Source organism: Pseudobutyrivibrio ruminis, assembly GCF_015057245.1.
GTDB classification, from domain to species: domain Bacteria; phylum Bacillota; class Clostridia; order Lachnospirales; family Lachnospiraceae; genus Pseudobutyrivibrio; species Pseudobutyrivibrio ruminis_E.
In genome coordinates this window covers 127,748-146,193 of record NZ_SVET01000001.1, presented here as the reverse complement: position 1 = coordinate 146,193, position 18,446 = coordinate 127,748, and the positions used below count along the sequence as shown (strand labels likewise).

Sequence of the window (18,446 nt, the reverse complement as noted above, 5' to 3'; positions counted from 1 at the left end):
AATGAGTAAGAGAAGGTTATTTTTGTGTGGAATAGCATTAATTGCTGTGGCTGGCGGTATTTTTGGGGGCTACCATATGGTTCAATCCAAGGAAAAGACTGAACCTCAGGTAATAAGGGTTGGAATTACTATGTACAATCAGTATGATCCTTTTACGGAAGAGATTAGGCATAATATCGAGGATTGCCTTGCGGCATATGGCACTGACAATGATATGGAAGTGGATAGCACTGTTGTATATTCTGGCAAGAATCAATTGGTACAGAATGATCAGGTTATTGATTTTATCGAAAAAAACTATGACGTCATATGTGTGAATCTGGTTGATAGAACAGATCCTTCAGTAATAATTGAGGCTGCTAAATCGGCTGATGTTCCAATCATTTTCTTTAACCGTGAGCTTGTAGAGGATGATTTAAAGCGCTTTAACAAGCTTTATTATGTTGGAGCAAGACCTGAGGACAGTGGCCAGATACAGGGGCAGATTGTGATTGATGCCTTGAATGAACGATTTGATGAGATAGATGTTAATGGAGATGGCATCATACAATATGTTCTTTTAGAGGGGGAAGCTGGCCACCAGGATGCTATTCTTAGAAGCCGCGTATCTGTGGAAACAATAAAATCTGCGGGATACGAGATGGAAATGCTTGGAGATGAAATCGCAAATTGGGATAGAAAACAGGCCCAAACAAAAATGACATCTTTGCTTGCGGGATATCCTCGACAAATTGAGCTGGTCCTTGCAAATGATGACAATATGGCTCTTGGAGCTTTAGATGCATTGACTGAATTTGGAGTGCAAAATGATCCTTTGATTGTTGGGGTTAATGGTCAGGAAGAGGTTCTTGCAGATATTGCTGAGGGCAAAATTGAAGGTACCGCTTTGAATAACGCCCAGGAAAAAGGAAGAATTATAGCTGAATTAGCTGTAGGGATTGCAATGGACGGAAGACCTCCGGAAGATATTCAAATGGTGGATGGAAAATATTATTATGTTTCATATGAACGTATAGATAATACTAATGTTTCGCAGTATACTGATTCCCAGTGATATTACTATTAATTCTAAAAATCTAGTTGATAACATAGGCTTTAAAGAGGTATAATCTTTAAAGTCTATATTTATGTCGTTTTTTACTTGGAGGTTTTACTTTGTTAGACAAATTAGAGAAGAAATTTGGCCGATATGCCATTAATAATTTAATAGTATATTTGCTTGGCGGATATGCCATCGGATATTTATTATCCTTTGGACAGAGATTTACCGGGGTACCTTATCTGAATTATCTTACCTTGGAGCCATATTACATTCTCCATGGACAAATCTGGAGAATCATTTCATGGGTTATTATTCCACCTGATACCAGCATTATTTGGGCAGTCATCATGTTTATGCTTTACTATCAATTGGGACAGACTCTAGAGCGTACATGGGGGGCTTTCCGCTTTAATGTATATATTTTTGGTGGTATGGTTTTCACCATTCTTGGAGCGTTTATTACATACTTTATTTATGGTGGAGCATTACCTGTAGGATATATTGGACAGATTACCAGCACTTACTACATTAATCTTTCAATTTTCCTTGCATTTTCTACATGCTTCCCAGATATGCAGGTACTTTTGTATTTTATCATTCCAATCAAGATGAAATGGATGTCCATATTCTACCTTGTTATTATTGGATATGAAGTATTTAGATACTGTATGGCCGGTGCATTTTTTGCTGCCGTACCAGTGATTGCATCACTCCTTAATTTCTTCATCTTCTTCATGATGACTAGAAATATGGCTAGATTCAATCCAAAGGATATCCATAGACGAAACGAGTTTAAACGACAGGCAACACCACCGCGTACTCAGTACCGTGATGGCACACCTATCGCAAGACATAAATGTGCTGTGTGCGGGCGCACAGAGCTTACAAACCCAGGTTTGGAGTTCAGATTCTGCAGTAAATGTAATGGTAATTATGAATATTGCAGTGATCATTTGTTTACACACAATCACATTAGATAAATCTAAAATATAATTATTGAAGGGACAATAAATAGATAATGAGTGAAGAAGTAGTTAGCAAAAATTTTATCGAGCTTGAAATTGACAAGGATTTAAAGGAGGGCGTTTACGACCATGTTTGTACACGTTTCCCACCTGAGCCAAATGGTTACTTACACATTGGCCATGCAAAGTCAATCATTTTAAACTATGGTCTCGCTGAGAAGTACAACGGTGAGTTCCACATGAGATTCGACGACACAAACCCTACAAAGGAAAAGGTAGAGTTCGTTGATTCAATTAAGGCAGATATTCAGTGGTTAGGAGCTGATTGGGGAGAGCATCTCTATTTCGCTTCAAACTACTTTGATAGAATGTATGAAGTAGCAGTTGATCTTATCAAAAAGGGCCTTGCTTATGTTTCTGATCTTACAGCTGATGAGATGAGAGAGTACCGTGGTGACTTCGAGCATCCAGGTAAGGAAGATCCAAATAGAAACCGTTCTATCGAGGAAAACCTTGCTATGTTCGAAGACATGAAGGCTGGCAAGTATGAGGATGGTAGCCATACACTTAGAGCTAAAATCGATATGGCTTCACCTAACATCAATATGAGAGATCCAATTCTTTACAGAGTTGCTCACATGACACATCACAACACAGGTGATAAGTGGTGCATCTACCCAATGTACGATTTTGCTCATCCACTTGAGGATGCATTTGAAGGTATCACACATTCAATCTGTACATTAGAGTTTGAGGACCACAGACCTCTTTATGATTGGGTTGTTAAGTCAGCAGGCTTCCCAAACCCACCACGTCAGATTGAGTTTGCAAAGATGTATCTTACAAACGTTGTTACAGGAAAGAGATATATCAAGAAGCTTGTTGAGGATGGAATTGTAGACGGTTGGGATGATCCACGTCTTGTATCAATTGCAGCTCTTAGACGTCGTGGTTTCACACCTTCATCAATCAGAAAATTTGTTGAGCTTTCTGGTGTTTCAAAGGCTAATTCTTCATCTGATTATGCAATGCTTGAGTACTGCATCAGAGAGGACTTAAAGACAAGCCGTGGTCGTGTTATGGCTGTTCTTGACCCAGTTAAGCTTGTTATTGATAATTACGAGAGCGATGATGTTGAATGGCTTGATGCTCCAAACAACTTAGAAAATCCTGAGCTTGGAAGCAGACAGGTTCCATTTGGCAAGGAATTATACATCGATAGAGAGGACTTCATGATTGAGCCTCCTAAGAAGTATTTCAGACTTTACCCAGGCAATGAAGTACGTTTAATGAACGCATACTTTGTAACATGCACAAGCTATGAGACAGATGAAAACGGCAAGGTTACATGCATTCACTGTACATATGACCCAGCTACAAAGGGTGGCGATTCTCCTGATGGACGTAAGGTTAAGGGAACAATTCACTGGGTAGCTGCTAAGACAGCTCTTAAGGCAGAGGTTCGTCTCTATGAAAACATTGTAGATGAAGAAAAAGGAGTGTATAATGAGGATGGTAGTTTAAATCTTAATCCAAACTCACTTACAGTTCTTAAAGATTGTCTTGTTGAGCCATCTCTTAAGGATGCCAAGGCTTATGATAGTTTCCAATTTGTTAGACAAGGTTTCTTCTGTGTTGATTGTAAGGATTCACAGCCAGACGCATTAGTGTTTAATAGAATTGTTTCTTTAAAGAGCTCATTTAAATTGCCTACAAACAACTAAGTTATAGATTTAGTAATCATTTAGAAAAGGATTGCAAAATGAATTTATTATCTGGAATGGAAAAATTTGGCTTCTCTATGGACGGAGAGCTTGATATTTTGGCGGATGACAAGCCCAAGAAGGATGCTGCGCAAAAGACAGCAGCAGCGCCTGTCGTTAAAACTGAGAAGGATTTTATCATTGATAAAAAGGTTAGATGTCCAGTTTGCGATAAGGATTTTCCTATCAAGGCTGTACTTGCTACAAAGCTTAAGAGATTAGAGCCTGATTTCGATTTAAGACCTAATTACGAGCATGTTGACAAATGCAAATACGACTTTATGTCATGCCCAAACTGTGGTTATTCTGCTCTTGATACTACATTTGCTAAGATTGACACAGCCCGTGTTAAGCTTATCAGAGCTGAGTTCTGCCCAAGCTTTAAGCCACAGAAGGAGACAGCACTTCCTGAGACATATTCATATGAATATTCAATCGAAAAGTTTAAGCTTGCATTGATTTGTACAATGAAAAAGCGTGCAAAGATGTCTGAGAAAGCTTACGTTTGCCTTAAGATAGCATGGCTTCGTAGAGCACAGCTTAAAGAGCTTGAGGGAAACAAGGATGCTGATCCAAAGATTGTAGATATGATTCAAAAAGAATACGAAGGTTTCTACTCACAGGCATATGAAGGCTTTATGAAGGCTGTTTCATCAGAAACTCCTCCATATTGCGGAATGGCATCAGAGGCAGTTGAATATATGCTTGCTAATATGTCAGTTCACTATAAAAAATACGATGCAGCTATGAAGCTTATCGCAAGACTTATTCAGTCACCTAGTACTTCCAGAAAGCTTAAGGATAAGTGCTTAGAGCTTAAGGAAGATATTGTTGCAAAACAAGGAGCAAAGTAGAATTGACACATATCAGATTATTCTGATATGTGTTTTTTTGAGGTAATTATGAATTGGATTAAATATTCTATAAATACAACAACAGAGGCAGAGGATTTTGTTAGCGCAATGCTGATGGAACTAGATATTGTCTCTATTGAAATTGAAAACAATGTACCAGTTTCTGGAGAAAAGCAGGGCGGAGAATTCAAAGAGCTTCAGCCTGATTTACCAGATGATGATGGTACATCTCGAGTATGCTTTTATTTAGGAGAGGATGAGGATCATGAGTCAAAGCTTTCCGAGGTAAAGGCTGGCTTAGCAGAGCTTAAGGATATGATGGATATCGGTGAAGGAACAATCGATACATCTATTACAAAGCAGGAAGATTGGGTTAACAATTGGAAGGAATTCTTCAAGGCCTTCTATATCGAAGATATTCTTATTAAGCCTACATGGGAGGAAATTCCAGCAGATGCAAAGGACAATCTGGTTGTTGAAATTGATCCTGGCGTTTCTTTTGGAACAGGAAAGCACGAGACTACTCAGCTTTGCATCAGACAGCTTAAGAAATACCTTAAGGAAGGCGACGAGATTCTTGATATAGGATGCGGTAGCGGTATTCTTTCTATCATTGCTAATAAGCTTTTAGATGGTAAGTGCCATATCGTTGGTACAGATATCGATGAGGATTGTATCGAGTCTACCTATGAGAATTTCGAAGTAAATCATATTTCCAGGGACGCAGGCGATTTCTTTGTTGGAAATCTTACTGAGGACAAGGATTTACAGGATAAAGTGGGCTATGAAAAATATGATGTAGTTGTTGCTAATATTTTGGCAGACATCATTATCGGTATGGCTCCAGCCATTTATCCAACATTAAAGAAGGGAGCTTACTTTATTTCTTCTGGAATTATTAATTTCAAGGAAAATGAAGTAAAAGAGGCTCTTGAGGCAGTTGGACTTACTATAGTAGAGATTAATTATCAGGGTGAGTGGGTAAATATTACCGCTCGTAAATAAAAATATGCAGCAAATATTTGTTAATGAAGAGCCAATAGAAGGAAGATTTACTGTCACAGGTGATGATATGCATCACCTGGTGCGTGTTGTACGCATTAAAAAGGGCGAAATCATCCGAGTTTCTACTGCAGCTGGCAATAATTACCTTTGTGCAGTTAGCGACATTTTGGATAAAGAGCTTTTAGTCGATGTCAATGAGCAGGTCAACTCTACTGAACTTTCAAACAATATTTATCTTTTCCAGGCCATTCCTAAAGGTGATAAAATGGAAACCATCATTGAAAAGACAGTAGAGCTTGGAGTATACGAAATCATTCCTGTTCAGATGAAAAACTGTATAGTAAAGCTTGATGATAAAAAGAAAAAGAATAAGCTTTCACGATATCAGACTGTTGCCCTTACAGCAGCCAAACAATCAAAACGTTCAATTGTGCCTGCTATTCATGATGTCATTTCTTTCAAGGAAGCTATGGAATACGCAGCAAATCTTGATTTGCTTTTGCTTCCTTACGAAAGCAAAAATGGCATGAAAGATACTTATGACGTTATAAATGGATTGCAAAAGGGACAGAGTGTTGGTATATTTATTGGGCCTGAAGGTGGATTTGATGAATCCGAAATTGAGCTTGTTAAAGACAAATGCAAGCTTATATCTTTAGGTAGAAGAATACTTAGAACTGAAACTGCAGCGATTTGTTCACTCAGTATGTTAATGCTAAAAAGCGAGGAATTAGAACTACAATGATATACTTTGATAATTCAGCCACCACTAGATGTTCTGATGGTGCGCTTAAAATAATGCAGGAAGCATTGCAGGTAAACTTTGGAAATCCTTCATCTTTGCACAACATGGGTTACAAAGGAAAGGATTACCTCAAAACATCCAGAGAGATTATTGCTGGCATTTTAAAATGCCAACCTAAGGAAATCTATTTTACCTCAGGTGGTACAGAAGGAAATAATCTTGCTATTAAAGGTGGCGTAGAGGCAAGAAAGCGTCTTGGCAATCACATCATTACTACTAAGATTGAGCACGCAAGTGTTTTGAATCCTGTTAAAGCCCTTGAAAAGCAAGGCTTTGATGTTACTTATCTTGGTACTGACGAATATGGTGTTATCGATTTAGAGGAGCTTAAGGCTACAATCAGACCAGATACAATTTTTGTATCTATCATGATGGTGAATAATGAAATTGGTAGTCTTCAGCCAATAGAAGAAGCTGCTAAAATTATCAAGGCTGCCAATCCAGAAATTATTTTCCATGTGGATGCCATTCAGGCATTCGGCAAAATGAATATTATTCCAAAGAAGATGGGAATGGATATTCTTACAGTTAGCGGTCATAAGATTCATGGACCAAAGGGTTCTGGATTTATATATATTAAAGATAAAGTACGAGTTGTTCCTCAGATTCTTGGCGGAGGACACGAAAACGGCATGCGATCTGGTACAGAAAATGTTCCAGCTATTGCTGCACTTGGTGTTGCTGCGAAGGAAGCATATGACAATCTCGAAGCTTCTAGAAAGCACATGTATGAAATGAAGTTCAGACTGATAGAAGGCCTTACTGCAATAGACGGTGTTACAGTTAATGGACATCACGATGAAAACAGTGCGCCTCAGATTGTTAGCGTCTCTATAAAGGGGAATCGTACAAGAGCGCAGGTTATGCTTAATGCTCTTCAGGATACTTATGGCATTTATGTTTCTGCTGGTTCAGCATGTTCTTCTAATAAGCCTGCAATCAGTGAGACATTAAAATCTATTGGCTTGGAAAAGGATTTACTGGAGCGTACTATTCGTTTTAGTTTCTGTCCTGAAAATACAATGGAAGAAATTGAGGAAGCAATTAAGGCTATGACTGAATTGGTTCCTATGATGGTTTTATAAATATAATCTAAAGGAGATTATTAATGACATATCAAGCATTTTTGATTAAATATTCAGAGATTGGTGTCAAAGGCAAGAATCGTTATGTTTTCGAGGATGCCTTAGTTCATCAGATTAAAAGAGCACTTTATGGTGTTGATGGGCACTTTGTGGTTAAGAAGCAGAGCGGTCGTATTTTAGTTTCTGTAGAAGGTGAATACGATTATGATGATGCAGTCGCAGCTTTACAGCATGTGTTTGGTATCAGCGCTATTTGTCCTACAGTTGTAGTACCTGATGAAGGCTTTGACAAAATGGCTGAGGCTGTTATTAAGTATGTTGATGAGGAATTTGCAGATAAGAACTTCTCATTCAAGGTAATGGGTAGAAGAGCAAACAAGCAGTATCCTATGACTTCTATGGAAGTTGCTGCTGAAATTGGTGCAAGACTTCTTGATGCTTTCCCTGAGATGCATGTTGATGTTCATCATCCAGATAGAATCATTTACGTAGAGGTAAGAGAGAATATTGCTATCTATTCTACAGAGATTCCTGGACCTTGCGGTATGCCAGTTGGTACAGCAGGTAAGGCAATGCTTCTTTTATCAGGCGGTATCGACTCACCGGTTGCCGGATACATGATTGCAAAGCGTGGTGTTACACTTTCAGCTACATATTTCCATGCGCCACCTTATACTTCAGAGCAGGCGAAGCAAAAGGTAGTAGATTTAGCAAAGCTTGTTGCTAAGTATTCAGGCCCAATTGATTTACATATTGTAAACTTTACAGATATCCAGCTTTACATTTATCAGCAGTGTGCTCATGAAGAGCTTACAATCATTATGCGTCGTTACATGATGAGAATTGCTGAGCATTTTGCTAAGGAAAATGATTGCCTTGGTCTTGTTACAGGCGAGTCTATCGGACAGGTTGCCAGCCAGACTATGCAGTCATTAAACTGCACAAATGCTGTATGTACACTTCCAGTTTACAGACCACTTATTGCATTTGATAAGCAGGATATTGTAGATATTTCAGAGAAAATCGATACATACGAGACTTCAATATTGCCTTACGAGGATTGCTGTACAATTTTCGTTGCAAAGCATCCTGTTACAAAGCCAAAGCTTGAGGCTATTGAAAAGCATGAGCACAATCTCGATGAGAAGATAGATGAGCTTATGAAGCAGGCTATAGATACAGTTGAGGTTATTAAAGTTAGATAAAAAATATGAGCTTTGCTAATATAGCAAAGCTCATAATATTTAACACATTGATTTAAAGAATTAAACGATGTAATCCTTTAATGTAGACATTACGTCTTCTGCATCACCCTCAGCGTGTACAGTAAGATCGATTGGCTTAGATAAATCAAGGGAGAAAATACCCATGATAGACTTGGCGTCGATTACATAACGTCCGCTAACAAGATCAAAATCATAGTCAAACTGTGAAATAGTATTAACGAATGACTTAACCTTGTCGATTGAGTTAAGAGAAATTTGAACTGTTTTCATCCTGCTTGCCTCCTCTAATAGTTTTAAAATATAAATTTATACTAAAACAATGGTACCTAAAAGTCAATAAAGTATTGCACTTTTAACAAAAATAGAAAGGTTTTTAATCTCAATGAAAAAAGCTGCTTTACATAACCTTGGTTGCAAGGTTAATGCATATGAAACTGAAGCGATGGAAGAACTCCTCAAAAAGGACGGTTTTACAATCGTAGGATTCGATGAGAGCGCCGATGTTTACGTAATAAATACATGTTCCGTAACGAATATTGCTGACAGAAAATCTCGTCAGATGATTCATAAATGTAAAAAGTTAAATCCAGATGCATGCGTTGTGGCTGCCGGCTGTTATGTACAGAATTTTGGAAAAGATATTGCAGATGAGCTTGGTGCAGATATTATTCTTGGCAACAATAAAAAGAATGAATTGGTAGCAAAGGTTCATGAATTCTTCGAGGAACGTGATTCTTTAGAAGGTCCAATTCTTGAGTGCGTTGATATAAATGATGGCAACGTTGCATATGAAAATATGATTATCGAAAAGGACTCTGAGCATACACGAGCTTTTGTTAAGGTTCAGGATGGCTGTAATCAATTCTGCAGTTATTGCATCATTCCTTTTGCAAGAGGCCGTATTAGAAGTAGAGATATCGATGACGTAATCAAGGAAGTTACTGGCCTTGCTCAAGCTGGATACAAAGAGGTTGTCATTACAGGAATACATCTTTCATCTTATGGTAATGGTAAGGATTATGACTTAGCTGATTTGCTAGAAGCTGTTCATAAAATAGATGGAATTGAACGTATTCGTATGGGTTCACTTGAGCCACAGATAGTGACAGAAGATTTTGCAAAGAGAGTTTCTGCCCTTGAAAAGATGTGTCCTCATTTCCATCTTTCTCTTCAGTCAGGTTGCGATACAGTTCTTAAAAGAATGAACAGAAAATACACAATTGAGGAGTATACTAAGGGAGTTAACATCCTTAGAAAGTATTTTTCAAATCCAGCAATCACTACTGACATTATCGTAGGTTTTCCTGGTGAAACAGAAGAAGAGTTTAATGAGACTGTTGCATATGTTGATGAAATCGCATTTGCAGAACTTCATGTATTTGCGTATTCAAAGCGTGCTGGCACAAAGGCTGCTACTATGCCAAATCAGATTATAAATGCAGTCAAAAAAGAGAGAAGCGCTAAGCTCATCGAAGCAGGTAATATCCAGACAAAAGCTTACAGACAAAACCACATTGGTCAGGAGCTTGATATTCTTTTTGAAGAAGAAGCGCAGATTGATGGTGAAAATTATTTCGTAGGATTTTCAAAGGAATATATAAAATGTGCTATTAAGTCAAACGGAGAATCATTATCAAATGTGATTGTTAAGGCAACAGCTGTTTCCATCACAAAAGATAATGAGTACTTGATTGTTGAAATTTAGCCATTTGTATATTAATATTATTGTAATAGATTTTTAGTGTGGGATATTTTTATTAATACGAGGTAGATATGGCAGATTTAAGTAACACACAATATTTTAAAGTTCAAAAAGAAAATCCTGTTGGGGTAAAAGAAGTTTTAGAACAGGTTTATGGAGCATTATCGGAAAAAGGCTACAATCCTGTTAACCAGATCGTAGGATATATCATGTCAGGTGATCCTACATATATCACAAGTCATAACAATGCACGAAGCCTTATTATGAAGGTGGAGCGTGATGAGCTTGTAGAGGAGCTACTCAAGGAATACATCATCAACGAGAGTTGGAGCAAGTAATGAGTGGCAGAATTCTTGGTCTAGATTATGGAACCAAAACAGTGGGGGTCGCGATTAGTGACCCCTTACTTTTGACTGCACAGGAATTAGAAACTATTACTCGTGATAGAGCTAGTAAACTACGTCATACTTTAGTTCGTATCAAAGAATTATGTGATGAATATCAAGTGTCTACAATCGTCCTTGGTTATCCTTTGAATATGGATGATTCCGAAGGCTTTCGATGTGAAGACACTATCAAGTTCAAGGAACTTTTAGAAAAGCGTGTTGATATACCTATAGTCCTCATTGATGAGAGACTCACTACCATGTATGCAGACGAGATTCTTGAAGAATCTGGTGTTGATAAAAAAGACAGAAAGAAATTTATTGATCAAATTGCAGCTGCAATTATATTACAGGACTATCTCGACAATCATCGAGATAAATAAGGAGTTTTATGGAACAGATTATTTTATCAGGAGCTGACGGAGAAGATTTACCAGTATATGTTATCGAAGAGACACAGTTATCAGGTGTAAAATATCTTCTTGTATGCGACAGCCAGGATGAAAATGAAGACGCTGATGCATTTATTCTCAAAGAGGTATCAGAAGACAACGGTGAAGTTATTTACGATGTTGTTGAGGACGATGTTGAGTTTGATGCAGTAGCAAAATTATTTGAAGAATTAGTTGGCGACGAAGCTGACATTGATTATTAATTGATTACAATTAGGAGGTTTATTTTTGAAGAAGAAAACTGAACAGAAGGCTGAAAGGCTAAAGATTATTCCACTTGGAGGTCTTGAGCAAATCGGCATGAATATTACTGCTTTCGAGTATGGAGACAGTATTATTGTTGTGGATTGCGGACTTTCATTTCCTGAGGATGATATGTTGGGCGTAGATCTGGTTATTCCAGATATAACATATCTGAAGGAGAACCAGGACAAGCTTAAAGGCTTTTTTATCACCCATGGTCACGAGGATCATATAGGTGCTATTCCTTATGTATTTAAGGATCTTAATGTTTGTCCTATTTATTCGACAAAGCTCACAAACGGCTTGATTGAACACAAGCTTGAGGAGCACAAAATGCTTACTAAGGTTAAGCGTAAGGTAGTTAAATATGGCACACATATCAATGCAGGTGAATTTAGAGTAGAGTTCATTCGTACAAATCATAGTATTCAGGATGCGGCTGCACTTGCAATTTATTCACCAGCTGGTATTGTTGTCCATACAGGCGATTTTAAGGTTGATTACACACCTGTTTATGGTGATCCAATCGATTTACAGCGCCTTGGTGAAATCGGTAAAAAGGGTGTACTTGCGCTTATGTGCGATTCTACAAATGCTGAGCGCCCTGGTTTTACTGCGTCTGAAAAGACAGTAGGAAAGACTATCGATTCCATCTTTGCTGATAATGATTCATCTAGAATTATTATTGCTACATTTGCATCAAATGTTGACCGTGTTCAGCAGATTATCAACTCTGCAGATAAATACGGACGTAAGGTATGTGTAGAAGGTCGCTCAATGGTTAACACTATTGAGACAGCTTCAAAGCTTGGATACCTACAGATTCCAGACAATACACTTATCGATATTGAGTCACTTAAGTCTTACCCAGATGAAAAGGTAGTCCTTGTTACTACAGGTTCTCAGGGCGAGTCTATGGCGGCGCTTTCTCGCATGGCTAATGGAACTCATAAAAAGGTTCAGATTAAGCCAGGAGATATGATTGTATTTTCTTCTCACCCAATTCCAGGAAATGAGAAGGCCGTTTCAAATGTAATTAACGATTTGACAATGCGTGGTGCAGAAATTGTTATGCAGGATGTACACGTATCAGGACATGCTTGTGCTGAGGAGATTAAGCTTATTTATTCTCTTGTACGTCCACAGTTTGCTATTCCTGTTCATGGTGAATACAAGCACCTTACAGCTCAGGCACGTATTGCAGAGTCTTTAGGATGGGATCATGACCATATCAAGATTATTCGTTCAGGCGATGTATTAGAGCTTGGCGACAATTATGCCAAGGTTTCAGGTCATGTTCACACTGGTGCTATCATGGTTGATGGTATCGGCGTTGGTGATGTTGGTAACATCGTTCTTAGAGATAGACAAAAGCTTGCTGAGGATGGAATTATTATCGTAGTTCTTACCCTTGACAGTGCTTCAGGTACAGTATTAGCTGGTCCTGATATTGTATCCCGTGGTTTCGTATATGTTAGAGATTCAGAAGACCTTATGGAAAGCGCTCGAGCAGTCCTTACAGAAACTATGGAAGTTCTTGAGGAGAAGAATATTACAGATTGGAATAAGATTAAGGCAGATATCAGGGACAATCTTTCTGATTTCGTATGGCATGAGACTCAGAGACGTCCTATGATTATTCCAATTATCATGGAAGTTTAAAATGATTGTAGACGAAAGATATACCACATACTTAAACAGTCTTTATCCTGAGCTAAGCCCGGTACTTTCAGAAATCAGGAAAGAGGCTTTGGATACTTATGTGCCCATTATTCGCACAGAGACAATAAATCTTTTACAGACACTTATAAAGCTTCACCAGCCTAAGAAGATTCTTGAGGTTGGTGCGGCTGTTGGCTTTTCAGCTTGCCTTATGGCAGAGACAGCCGGTGAGGATGCAGTCATCACCACAATAGAAAACTATGAGCCTCGCATTCCTATTGCAAACAACAATTTTGTTAGAGCAGGTAAGGATGGGCAAATAACTCTTTTAGAAGGTGATGCCATGGAGATTCTTCCTACATTGGAAGGACCATATGATTTTATTTTCATGGATGCAGCCAAAGGTCAGTACATTAATTTCTGGCCTCAGATCAAGCGTCTCATTAGAGATGGAGGAGTGGTTGTAACAGACAATGTCCTTCAGGATGGCGATATAATCGAATCCAGATATGCAATCACAAGACGTAATCGTACTATTCATAAACGTATGCGCGATTACTTATTTGAACTTACCCATGATGGAGAATTTAACACAACTATTTTGCCATTGGGGGATGGAGTTAGTATTAGTGTGAAAGGAACAAAATGAGAGAAACAGAATTACTAGTTCCAGCAAGCAGCCTTGAAGTACTTAAGGTTGCTGTAATATATGGAGCTGATGCAGTTTATATTGGTGGAGAAGTTTATGGACTTCGTGCTAAGGCTAAAAACTTTTCTAAAGAGGATATGATTGAGGGTATCAAGTTTGCTCACGAGCATGGTGTAAAGGTTTATGTTACATCAAATATCCTTGCTCACAACGAAGACCTCGAAGGCGTTAAAGAATATTTTAGAGAGCTTAATGAGATTAAGCCAGATGCTCTTATTATTGCAGATCCTGCTGTATTTATGTTGGCAAAGGAAATCTGTCCTGATATCGAGCGCCACATAAGCACACAGGCAAACAACACAAATTATGGTACATATAAGTTCTGGTACGAACTTGGTGCAAAGCGTGTTGTTTCAGCTAGAGAGCTCTCTCTTAAAGAAATCAAAGAAATCAGAGCAAATATTCCTGATGATCTTGAGATTGAAACATTTATTCACGGTGCTATGTGCATTTCATATTCTGGTAGATGCCTTCTTTCAAACTATTTTACAGGTAGAGATGCTAATCACGGCGAGTGCACACATCCATGTCGTTGGAAGTATGCAGTAGTTGAGGAGCAGCGTCCAGGAGAGTATCTCCCAGTATACGAAAACGAGCGTGGTACATACATTTTCAATTCAAAAGATTTGTGCATGATTGAGCATGTTCCTGATCTTTTAGATTCTGGTATCGATAGCTTTAAAATTGAAGGACGTATGAAGACAGCTCTTTATGTAGCAACTGTTGCACGTACATACCGCAAGGCTATTGATGACTGCAAGGAATCCGAAGAAAAATATCTTGCAAACCTTGATTGGTACAAGGAGCAGATTTCTGCATGTACTTATCGTCAGTTCACTACTGGATTCTTCTATGGCAAGCCATCTGAGGAATCGCAGATATATGATAACAACACATATAATATAGGTTATACATACCTTGGTATTACAGGTAAGCTAAATTCAGAGGGATACTTTGAGATTGAGCAGCGTAATAAATTTTCAGTTGGTGAAACTATTGAAATTATGAAGCCAAATGGAGATAATATAGAGGTAGAAGTTCTTGGAATCAAAAACGAAGAGGGAGAAGATATGGAGTCATGTCCACATCCAAAGCAGAAGCTTTTCATTAAGCTTAGCGTTACTCCTGATGAGTTCGACATTCTAAGAAGAAAAGAAGCATAAGTTAGTTACGAGGAGAATATAATGGCAGAGAGCAAATATGTGGCTTATGTGGGAACCTATACACATGAGACTAGCGTTGGTATTTATGTTTATGATGTTGATCCTGACACAGGAAAGATGGTTGAACAGAGCGTAGCTCCTATCAACAATCCATCAGACATCATTAATTCAAAGGATAACAAATATCTTTATTCTATTGCAGATGAAGGTGTTGCTTCCTTCAAGATTCTTGAAAATGGTGATCTTGAAAAGATGAACCAGGAATGGGTTGGCGGTATGAGAGGTTGTAACCTTTGCGTTGACTCACAGAACAGATATCTTTTTGTAGCAGGTTATCATGATGGTCGTGTTACAATGATGAAACTCAACGAGGATGGAAGCATAGGCGGTATTGCTGATGGTATTTTCCATCAGGGAATTGGTAAATCAGTAGCAGATCGTCCTTTGTATCCACATTGCACATGTGTTGAACTTACTCCAGATGAGAGATTCCTTTGTGCTGTAGAAAATGGTCTTCATCAGATTAAGATTTACGAAGTAGACTATGAAATGGGCAAGCTTCATCTTGTTGATATTGTTCGTTGCGCAATGGGTTCAGCTCCACTTAAAATGAAGTTTTCTCCAGATGGAAAATATGCATATGTAATTACTGAAATGTCTAATGAGATTTTAGTTTACGATTATCATATTATCGAGGATCATCCTGATTTTGAAAATATCCAGACAGTATCACTTCTTGTTGGTGTTGATGAGGAAATCAGTACAGGAACAAACATTAAGTTTGGCGAGGATGGCAAGTTCATATATGCCAGTGTTGATGGATTAAATGCTATCTGCATGTATGAGCGTGATGAAAGATCTGGAAAGATTAAATACTTCTCACACAGTTTCATCAGTGGAGATTATCCAAAGAGCTTTGCTGTTTTGCCTAAGGATAAGTATTATGTTTCACTAAATCATGATACAAATGAAATCCGAAGCTTTACTATTGATAAAAAGACAGGTCATTCATTAATGCAGAATGCACCTATCAAAATTGCTAAGCCTAATAGTATTGTTGTTGTAAAGATAAAATAAATTATCGTATGTATTATCTAAGGGCTGCAAGGCGCAGCCCTTTTTTCATAGGAGGAGAATATGGCAGGGTCTACATTTGGCAATAGAATTTCAGTGACAACTTGGGGAGAATCTCATGGCAAAGCCCTTGGCGTTGTTATAGATGGTTTTCCTGCTGGCTTAAAGCTTTCAGAAGAAGATATTCAACCATATCTTGATAGAAGAAAGCCTGGACAGTCTAAGTATACGACTGCCAGAGCAGAAGGAGATGAGGTTGTTATTCTTTCTGGTGTGTTTGAGGGTATCACTACTGGTACACCAATATCTTTGATGATTGAAAACAAAGATCAGCACTCGAAGGACTATGGAAATATTGCCACTACTTTTAGGCCTGGCCATGCTGATTACGGTTTCATTGAAAAGTTTGGCCTTAGAGACTACCGCGGTGGTGGGCGTTCATCTGGAAGAGAAACTATCGGCCGTGTAGCAGCTGGTGCTATTTGCGCCAAGCTTTTAAATGAGGTTGGAATTACCGTTTGCGCCTATACTAAGTCTATTGGCGATATTAAAATCTATGATTTTGATTTATCTGAAAGAGATAACAATCCGCTTTGCATGCCAGATGCAGTCGCTGCTAAAAAGGCAGAAGAATACCTGGAAGCTTGTATGCTTAACAAGGATAGCGCTGGTGGAGTAATCGAATGTCTTATTACTGGTGTTCCAGCAGGCATAGGTGATCCAGTTTTTGAAAAGCTTGATGCTAAATTAGCTCAGGCGCTTGTATCTGTTGGTTCTGTAAAAGGCGTTGAAATTGGAGATGGCTTTGCTGCTTCAAAGACTTTAGGCAGTATTAATAACGACAATTTCAGAATGGACAATGGAGTTGTTACAAAGCTTACTAATCACAGTGGTGGCATCCTGGGCGGCATCTCAGATGGAGATGATATTATTGTTAGATGTGCTATTAAGCCAACCCCATCTATTGCGCAAGTACAGGCTACTGTTAATGAAAAACATGAGGATGTAGATATTGAAATCCACGGTAGACATGATCCTGTGATTGTTCCTCGTGCTGTAGTTGTGGTAGAGGCTATGTGTGCTATTACAATTTGTGATGCGTTGTTTTCACATATGACAGATAGATTAGATTATATTAAGGAGTTTTATAAGAATTGAAATACGAATTGTTAAAAACAGAAGGTCGAGCTAAAAGAGGTCGATTCCATACTGTTCACGGTGTTATCGAAACACCTGTATTCATGAATGTTGGTACAGTTGCTGCAATCAAGGGCGCGGTATCTACAGACGATTTAAGAGATATCAAATGCCAGGTGGAGCTTTCAAACACCTATCATTTGCATGTTCGTACAGGAGATAAGCTTATTAAGGAGCTTGGTGGTCTTCATAAGTTTATGGCATGGGATAGACCAATCCTTACAGATTCAGGCGGGTTCCAGGTGTTCTCACTTGCTGGTATTCGTAAAATCAAGGAAGAGGGCGTAACCTTCAATTCCCACATCGATGGTCGTAAAATCTTTATGGGTCCAGAAGAATCAATGCAGATTCAGTCAAACCTTGGTTCTACAATTGCTATGGCTTTTGATGAGTGCCCACCAGCACTTGCAGAACGTAAATACGTAGAAGATTCTGTGGCTCGTACTACAAGATGGCTTCATCGTTGTAAGGAAGAGATGGCTCGTCTTAATTCATTGCCGGATACAATTAATAAAGAGCAGTTGCTGTTTGGTATCAATCAGGGAGCAATCTATAATGACATCAGAATCGAGCACGCCAAGGCTATTTCAGAGCTTGATTTACCAGGATATGCAGTAGGTGGTCTTGCGGTTGGTGAGAGCCACGAGCAGATGTACGATGTTCTTGATCACGTTGTACCATATCTCCCTCAGAACAAGCCTACATATTTGATGGGAGTTGGTACTCCTGCTAATATTTTAGAGGCCGTTGACAGAGGTGTTGATTTCTTTGATTGTGTATATCCTAGCCGTAATGGTCGTCATGGTCATGTATATACAAACCATGGTAAGCTTAATCTTTTCAATCAGAAGTTTGAAAAGGATATGAGACCTATCGAAGAAGGCTGTGGTTGTCCAGCTTGCAAGACTTACTCAAGAGCTTACATTCGTCATTTGCTTAAGGCAAAGGAAATGCTTGGAATGAGACTTTGTGTTCTTCACAATCTATACTTCTACAACACAATGATGGAAGAAATTAGAAACGCTTTAGATGCAGGTGAATTTGCTACTTATAAGAAAAACAAGCTTGCTTCAATGGAAGCAGGAGAACAGTAATTCTTAAAAATATATTAAA

19 protein-coding genes are annotated in these 18,446 nt (G+C 38.5%); 18 read left to right on the top strand and 1 reads right to left on the bottom strand.

Annotation, left to right across the window (positions count from 1 at the left end; translation table 11 throughout):
* Position 1: 1 nt before the first annotated feature.
* From E7274_RS00745 to thiI, 8 genes are all read left to right on the top strand, one after another.
* A complete protein-coding gene (locus E7274_RS00745; protein ID WP_304172879.1) occupies positions 2–1,054 on the top strand; it encodes a galactose ABC transporter substrate-binding protein in 1,053 nt (350 codons plus the stop codon).
* Between the two features lie 101 nt (positions 1,055–1,155).
* Positions 1,156–2,022: a hypothetical protein gene (locus E7274_RS00740; protein WP_304172877.1), complete on the top strand. Its 867-nt coding sequence runs from the start codon at positions 1,156–1,158 to the stop codon at positions 2,020–2,022.
* A 38-nt stretch (positions 2,023–2,060) separates the two neighbouring features.
* Positions 2,061–3,731, top strand: coding sequence for a glutamine--tRNA ligase/YqeY domain fusion protein (locus E7274_RS00735; protein ID WP_304172875.1), 1,671 nt, complete (start codon positions 2,061–2,063; stop codon positions 3,729–3,731).
* Between the two features lie 38 nt (positions 3,732–3,769).
* Entirely contained in the window at positions 3,770–4,624 is an 855-nt protein-coding gene (locus tag E7274_RS00730; protein WP_044934725.1) for a DUF2225 domain-containing protein, read from the top strand.
* A gap of 48 nt (positions 4,625–4,672) precedes the next feature.
* Entirely contained in the window at positions 4,673–5,629 is a 957-nt protein-coding gene (gene prmA, locus E7274_RS00725) for a 50S ribosomal protein L11 methyltransferase (RefSeq protein WP_304172874.1), read from the top strand.
* Between the two features lie 4 nt (positions 5,630–5,633).
* A complete protein-coding gene (locus E7274_RS00720; protein ID WP_304172872.1) occupies positions 5,634–6,374 on the top strand; it encodes an RsmE family RNA methyltransferase in 741 nt (246 codons plus the stop codon).
* On the top strand, positions 6,371–7,519 hold the full coding sequence (locus E7274_RS00715; protein WP_304172870.1) for a cysteine desulfurase family protein: 1,149 nt from the start codon (positions 6,371–6,373) through the stop codon (positions 7,517–7,519). The genes E7274_RS00720 and E7274_RS00715 overlap by 4 nt, the downstream gene beginning before the upstream one ends.
* A gap of 23 nt (positions 7,520–7,542) precedes the next feature.
* A complete protein-coding gene (gene thiI / locus E7274_RS00710; protein ID WP_044934718.1) occupies positions 7,543–8,724 on the top strand; it encodes a tRNA uracil 4-sulfurtransferase ThiI in 1,182 nt (393 codons plus the stop codon).
* Between the two features lie 60 nt (positions 8,725–8,784).
* Here thiI and E7274_RS00705 read toward each other — a convergent pair whose 3' ends face one another.
* The gene (locus tag E7274_RS00705; protein ID WP_028243612.1) at positions 8,785–9,015 is read right to left on the bottom strand and encodes an HPr family phosphocarrier protein; all 231 of its coding nucleotides are present in this window, start codon (positions 9,013–9,015) and stop codon (positions 8,785–8,787) included.
* Positions 9,016–9,127: 112 nt separating this feature from the next.
* Here E7274_RS00705 and mtaB point away from each other — a divergent pair, with 112 nt between their 5' ends.
* The 10 genes from mtaB to tgt all read left to right on the top strand — a co-directional run bounded on the left by mtaB (position 9,128) and on the right by tgt (position 18,427).
* A complete protein-coding gene (gene mtaB / locus E7274_RS00700) occupies positions 9,128–10,450 on the top strand; it encodes a tRNA (N(6)-L-threonylcarbamoyladenosine(37)-C(2))-methylthiotransferase MtaB (protein ID WP_304172868.1) in 1,323 nt (440 codons plus the stop codon).
* A 68-nt stretch (positions 10,451–10,518) separates the two neighbouring features.
* Positions 10,519–10,785, top strand: coding sequence for an IreB family regulatory phosphoprotein (locus E7274_RS00695; protein ID WP_044934710.1), 267 nt, complete (start codon positions 10,519–10,521; stop codon positions 10,783–10,785).
* The gene (ruvX, locus tag E7274_RS00690; RefSeq protein WP_033154224.1) at positions 10,785–11,216 is read left to right on the top strand and encodes a Holliday junction resolvase RuvX; all 432 of its coding nucleotides are present in this window, start codon (positions 10,785–10,787) and stop codon (positions 11,214–11,216) included. The genes E7274_RS00695 and ruvX overlap by 1 nt, the downstream gene beginning before the upstream one ends.
* Positions 11,217–11,224: 8 nt before the next feature.
* Complete coding sequence (locus E7274_RS00685; protein WP_090393874.1) at positions 11,225–11,488, top strand: DUF1292 domain-containing protein; 264 nt, start codon at positions 11,225–11,227, stop codon at positions 11,486–11,488.
* Between the two features lie 25 nt (positions 11,489–11,513).
* Positions 11,514–13,190, top strand: a complete 1,677-nt coding sequence (locus E7274_RS00680; protein ID WP_044934705.1) for a ribonuclease J — start codon at positions 11,514–11,516, stop codon at positions 13,188–13,190.
* A 1-nt stretch (position 13,191) separates the two neighbouring features.
* A complete protein-coding gene (locus E7274_RS00675) occupies positions 13,192–13,839 on the top strand; it encodes an O-methyltransferase (protein WP_044934702.1) in 648 nt (215 codons plus the stop codon).
* Positions 13,836–15,062 (top strand): peptidase U32 family protein, encoded by a 1,227-nt coding sequence (locus E7274_RS00670; RefSeq protein ID WP_044934700.1) that lies wholly within the window; start codon positions 13,836–13,838, stop codon positions 15,060–15,062. The genes E7274_RS00675 and E7274_RS00670 overlap by 4 nt, the downstream gene beginning before the upstream one ends.
* A 21-nt stretch (positions 15,063–15,083) precedes the next feature.
* Positions 15,084–16,139, top strand: coding sequence for a lactonase family protein (locus E7274_RS00665; RefSeq protein WP_304172866.1), 1,056 nt, complete (start codon positions 15,084–15,086; stop codon positions 16,137–16,139).
* Between the two features lie 60 nt (positions 16,140–16,199).
* Positions 16,200–17,294, top strand: a complete 1,095-nt coding sequence (gene aroC / locus E7274_RS00660) for a chorismate synthase (RefSeq protein ID WP_304172864.1) — start codon at positions 16,200–16,202, stop codon at positions 17,292–17,294.
* Positions 17,291–18,427, top strand: a complete 1,137-nt coding sequence (gene tgt / locus E7274_RS00655) for a tRNA guanosine(34) transglycosylase Tgt (RefSeq protein WP_074788997.1) — start codon at positions 17,291–17,293, stop codon at positions 18,425–18,427. The genes aroC and tgt overlap by 4 nt, the downstream gene beginning before the upstream one ends.
* Positions 18,428–18,446 lie beyond the last annotated feature (19 nt).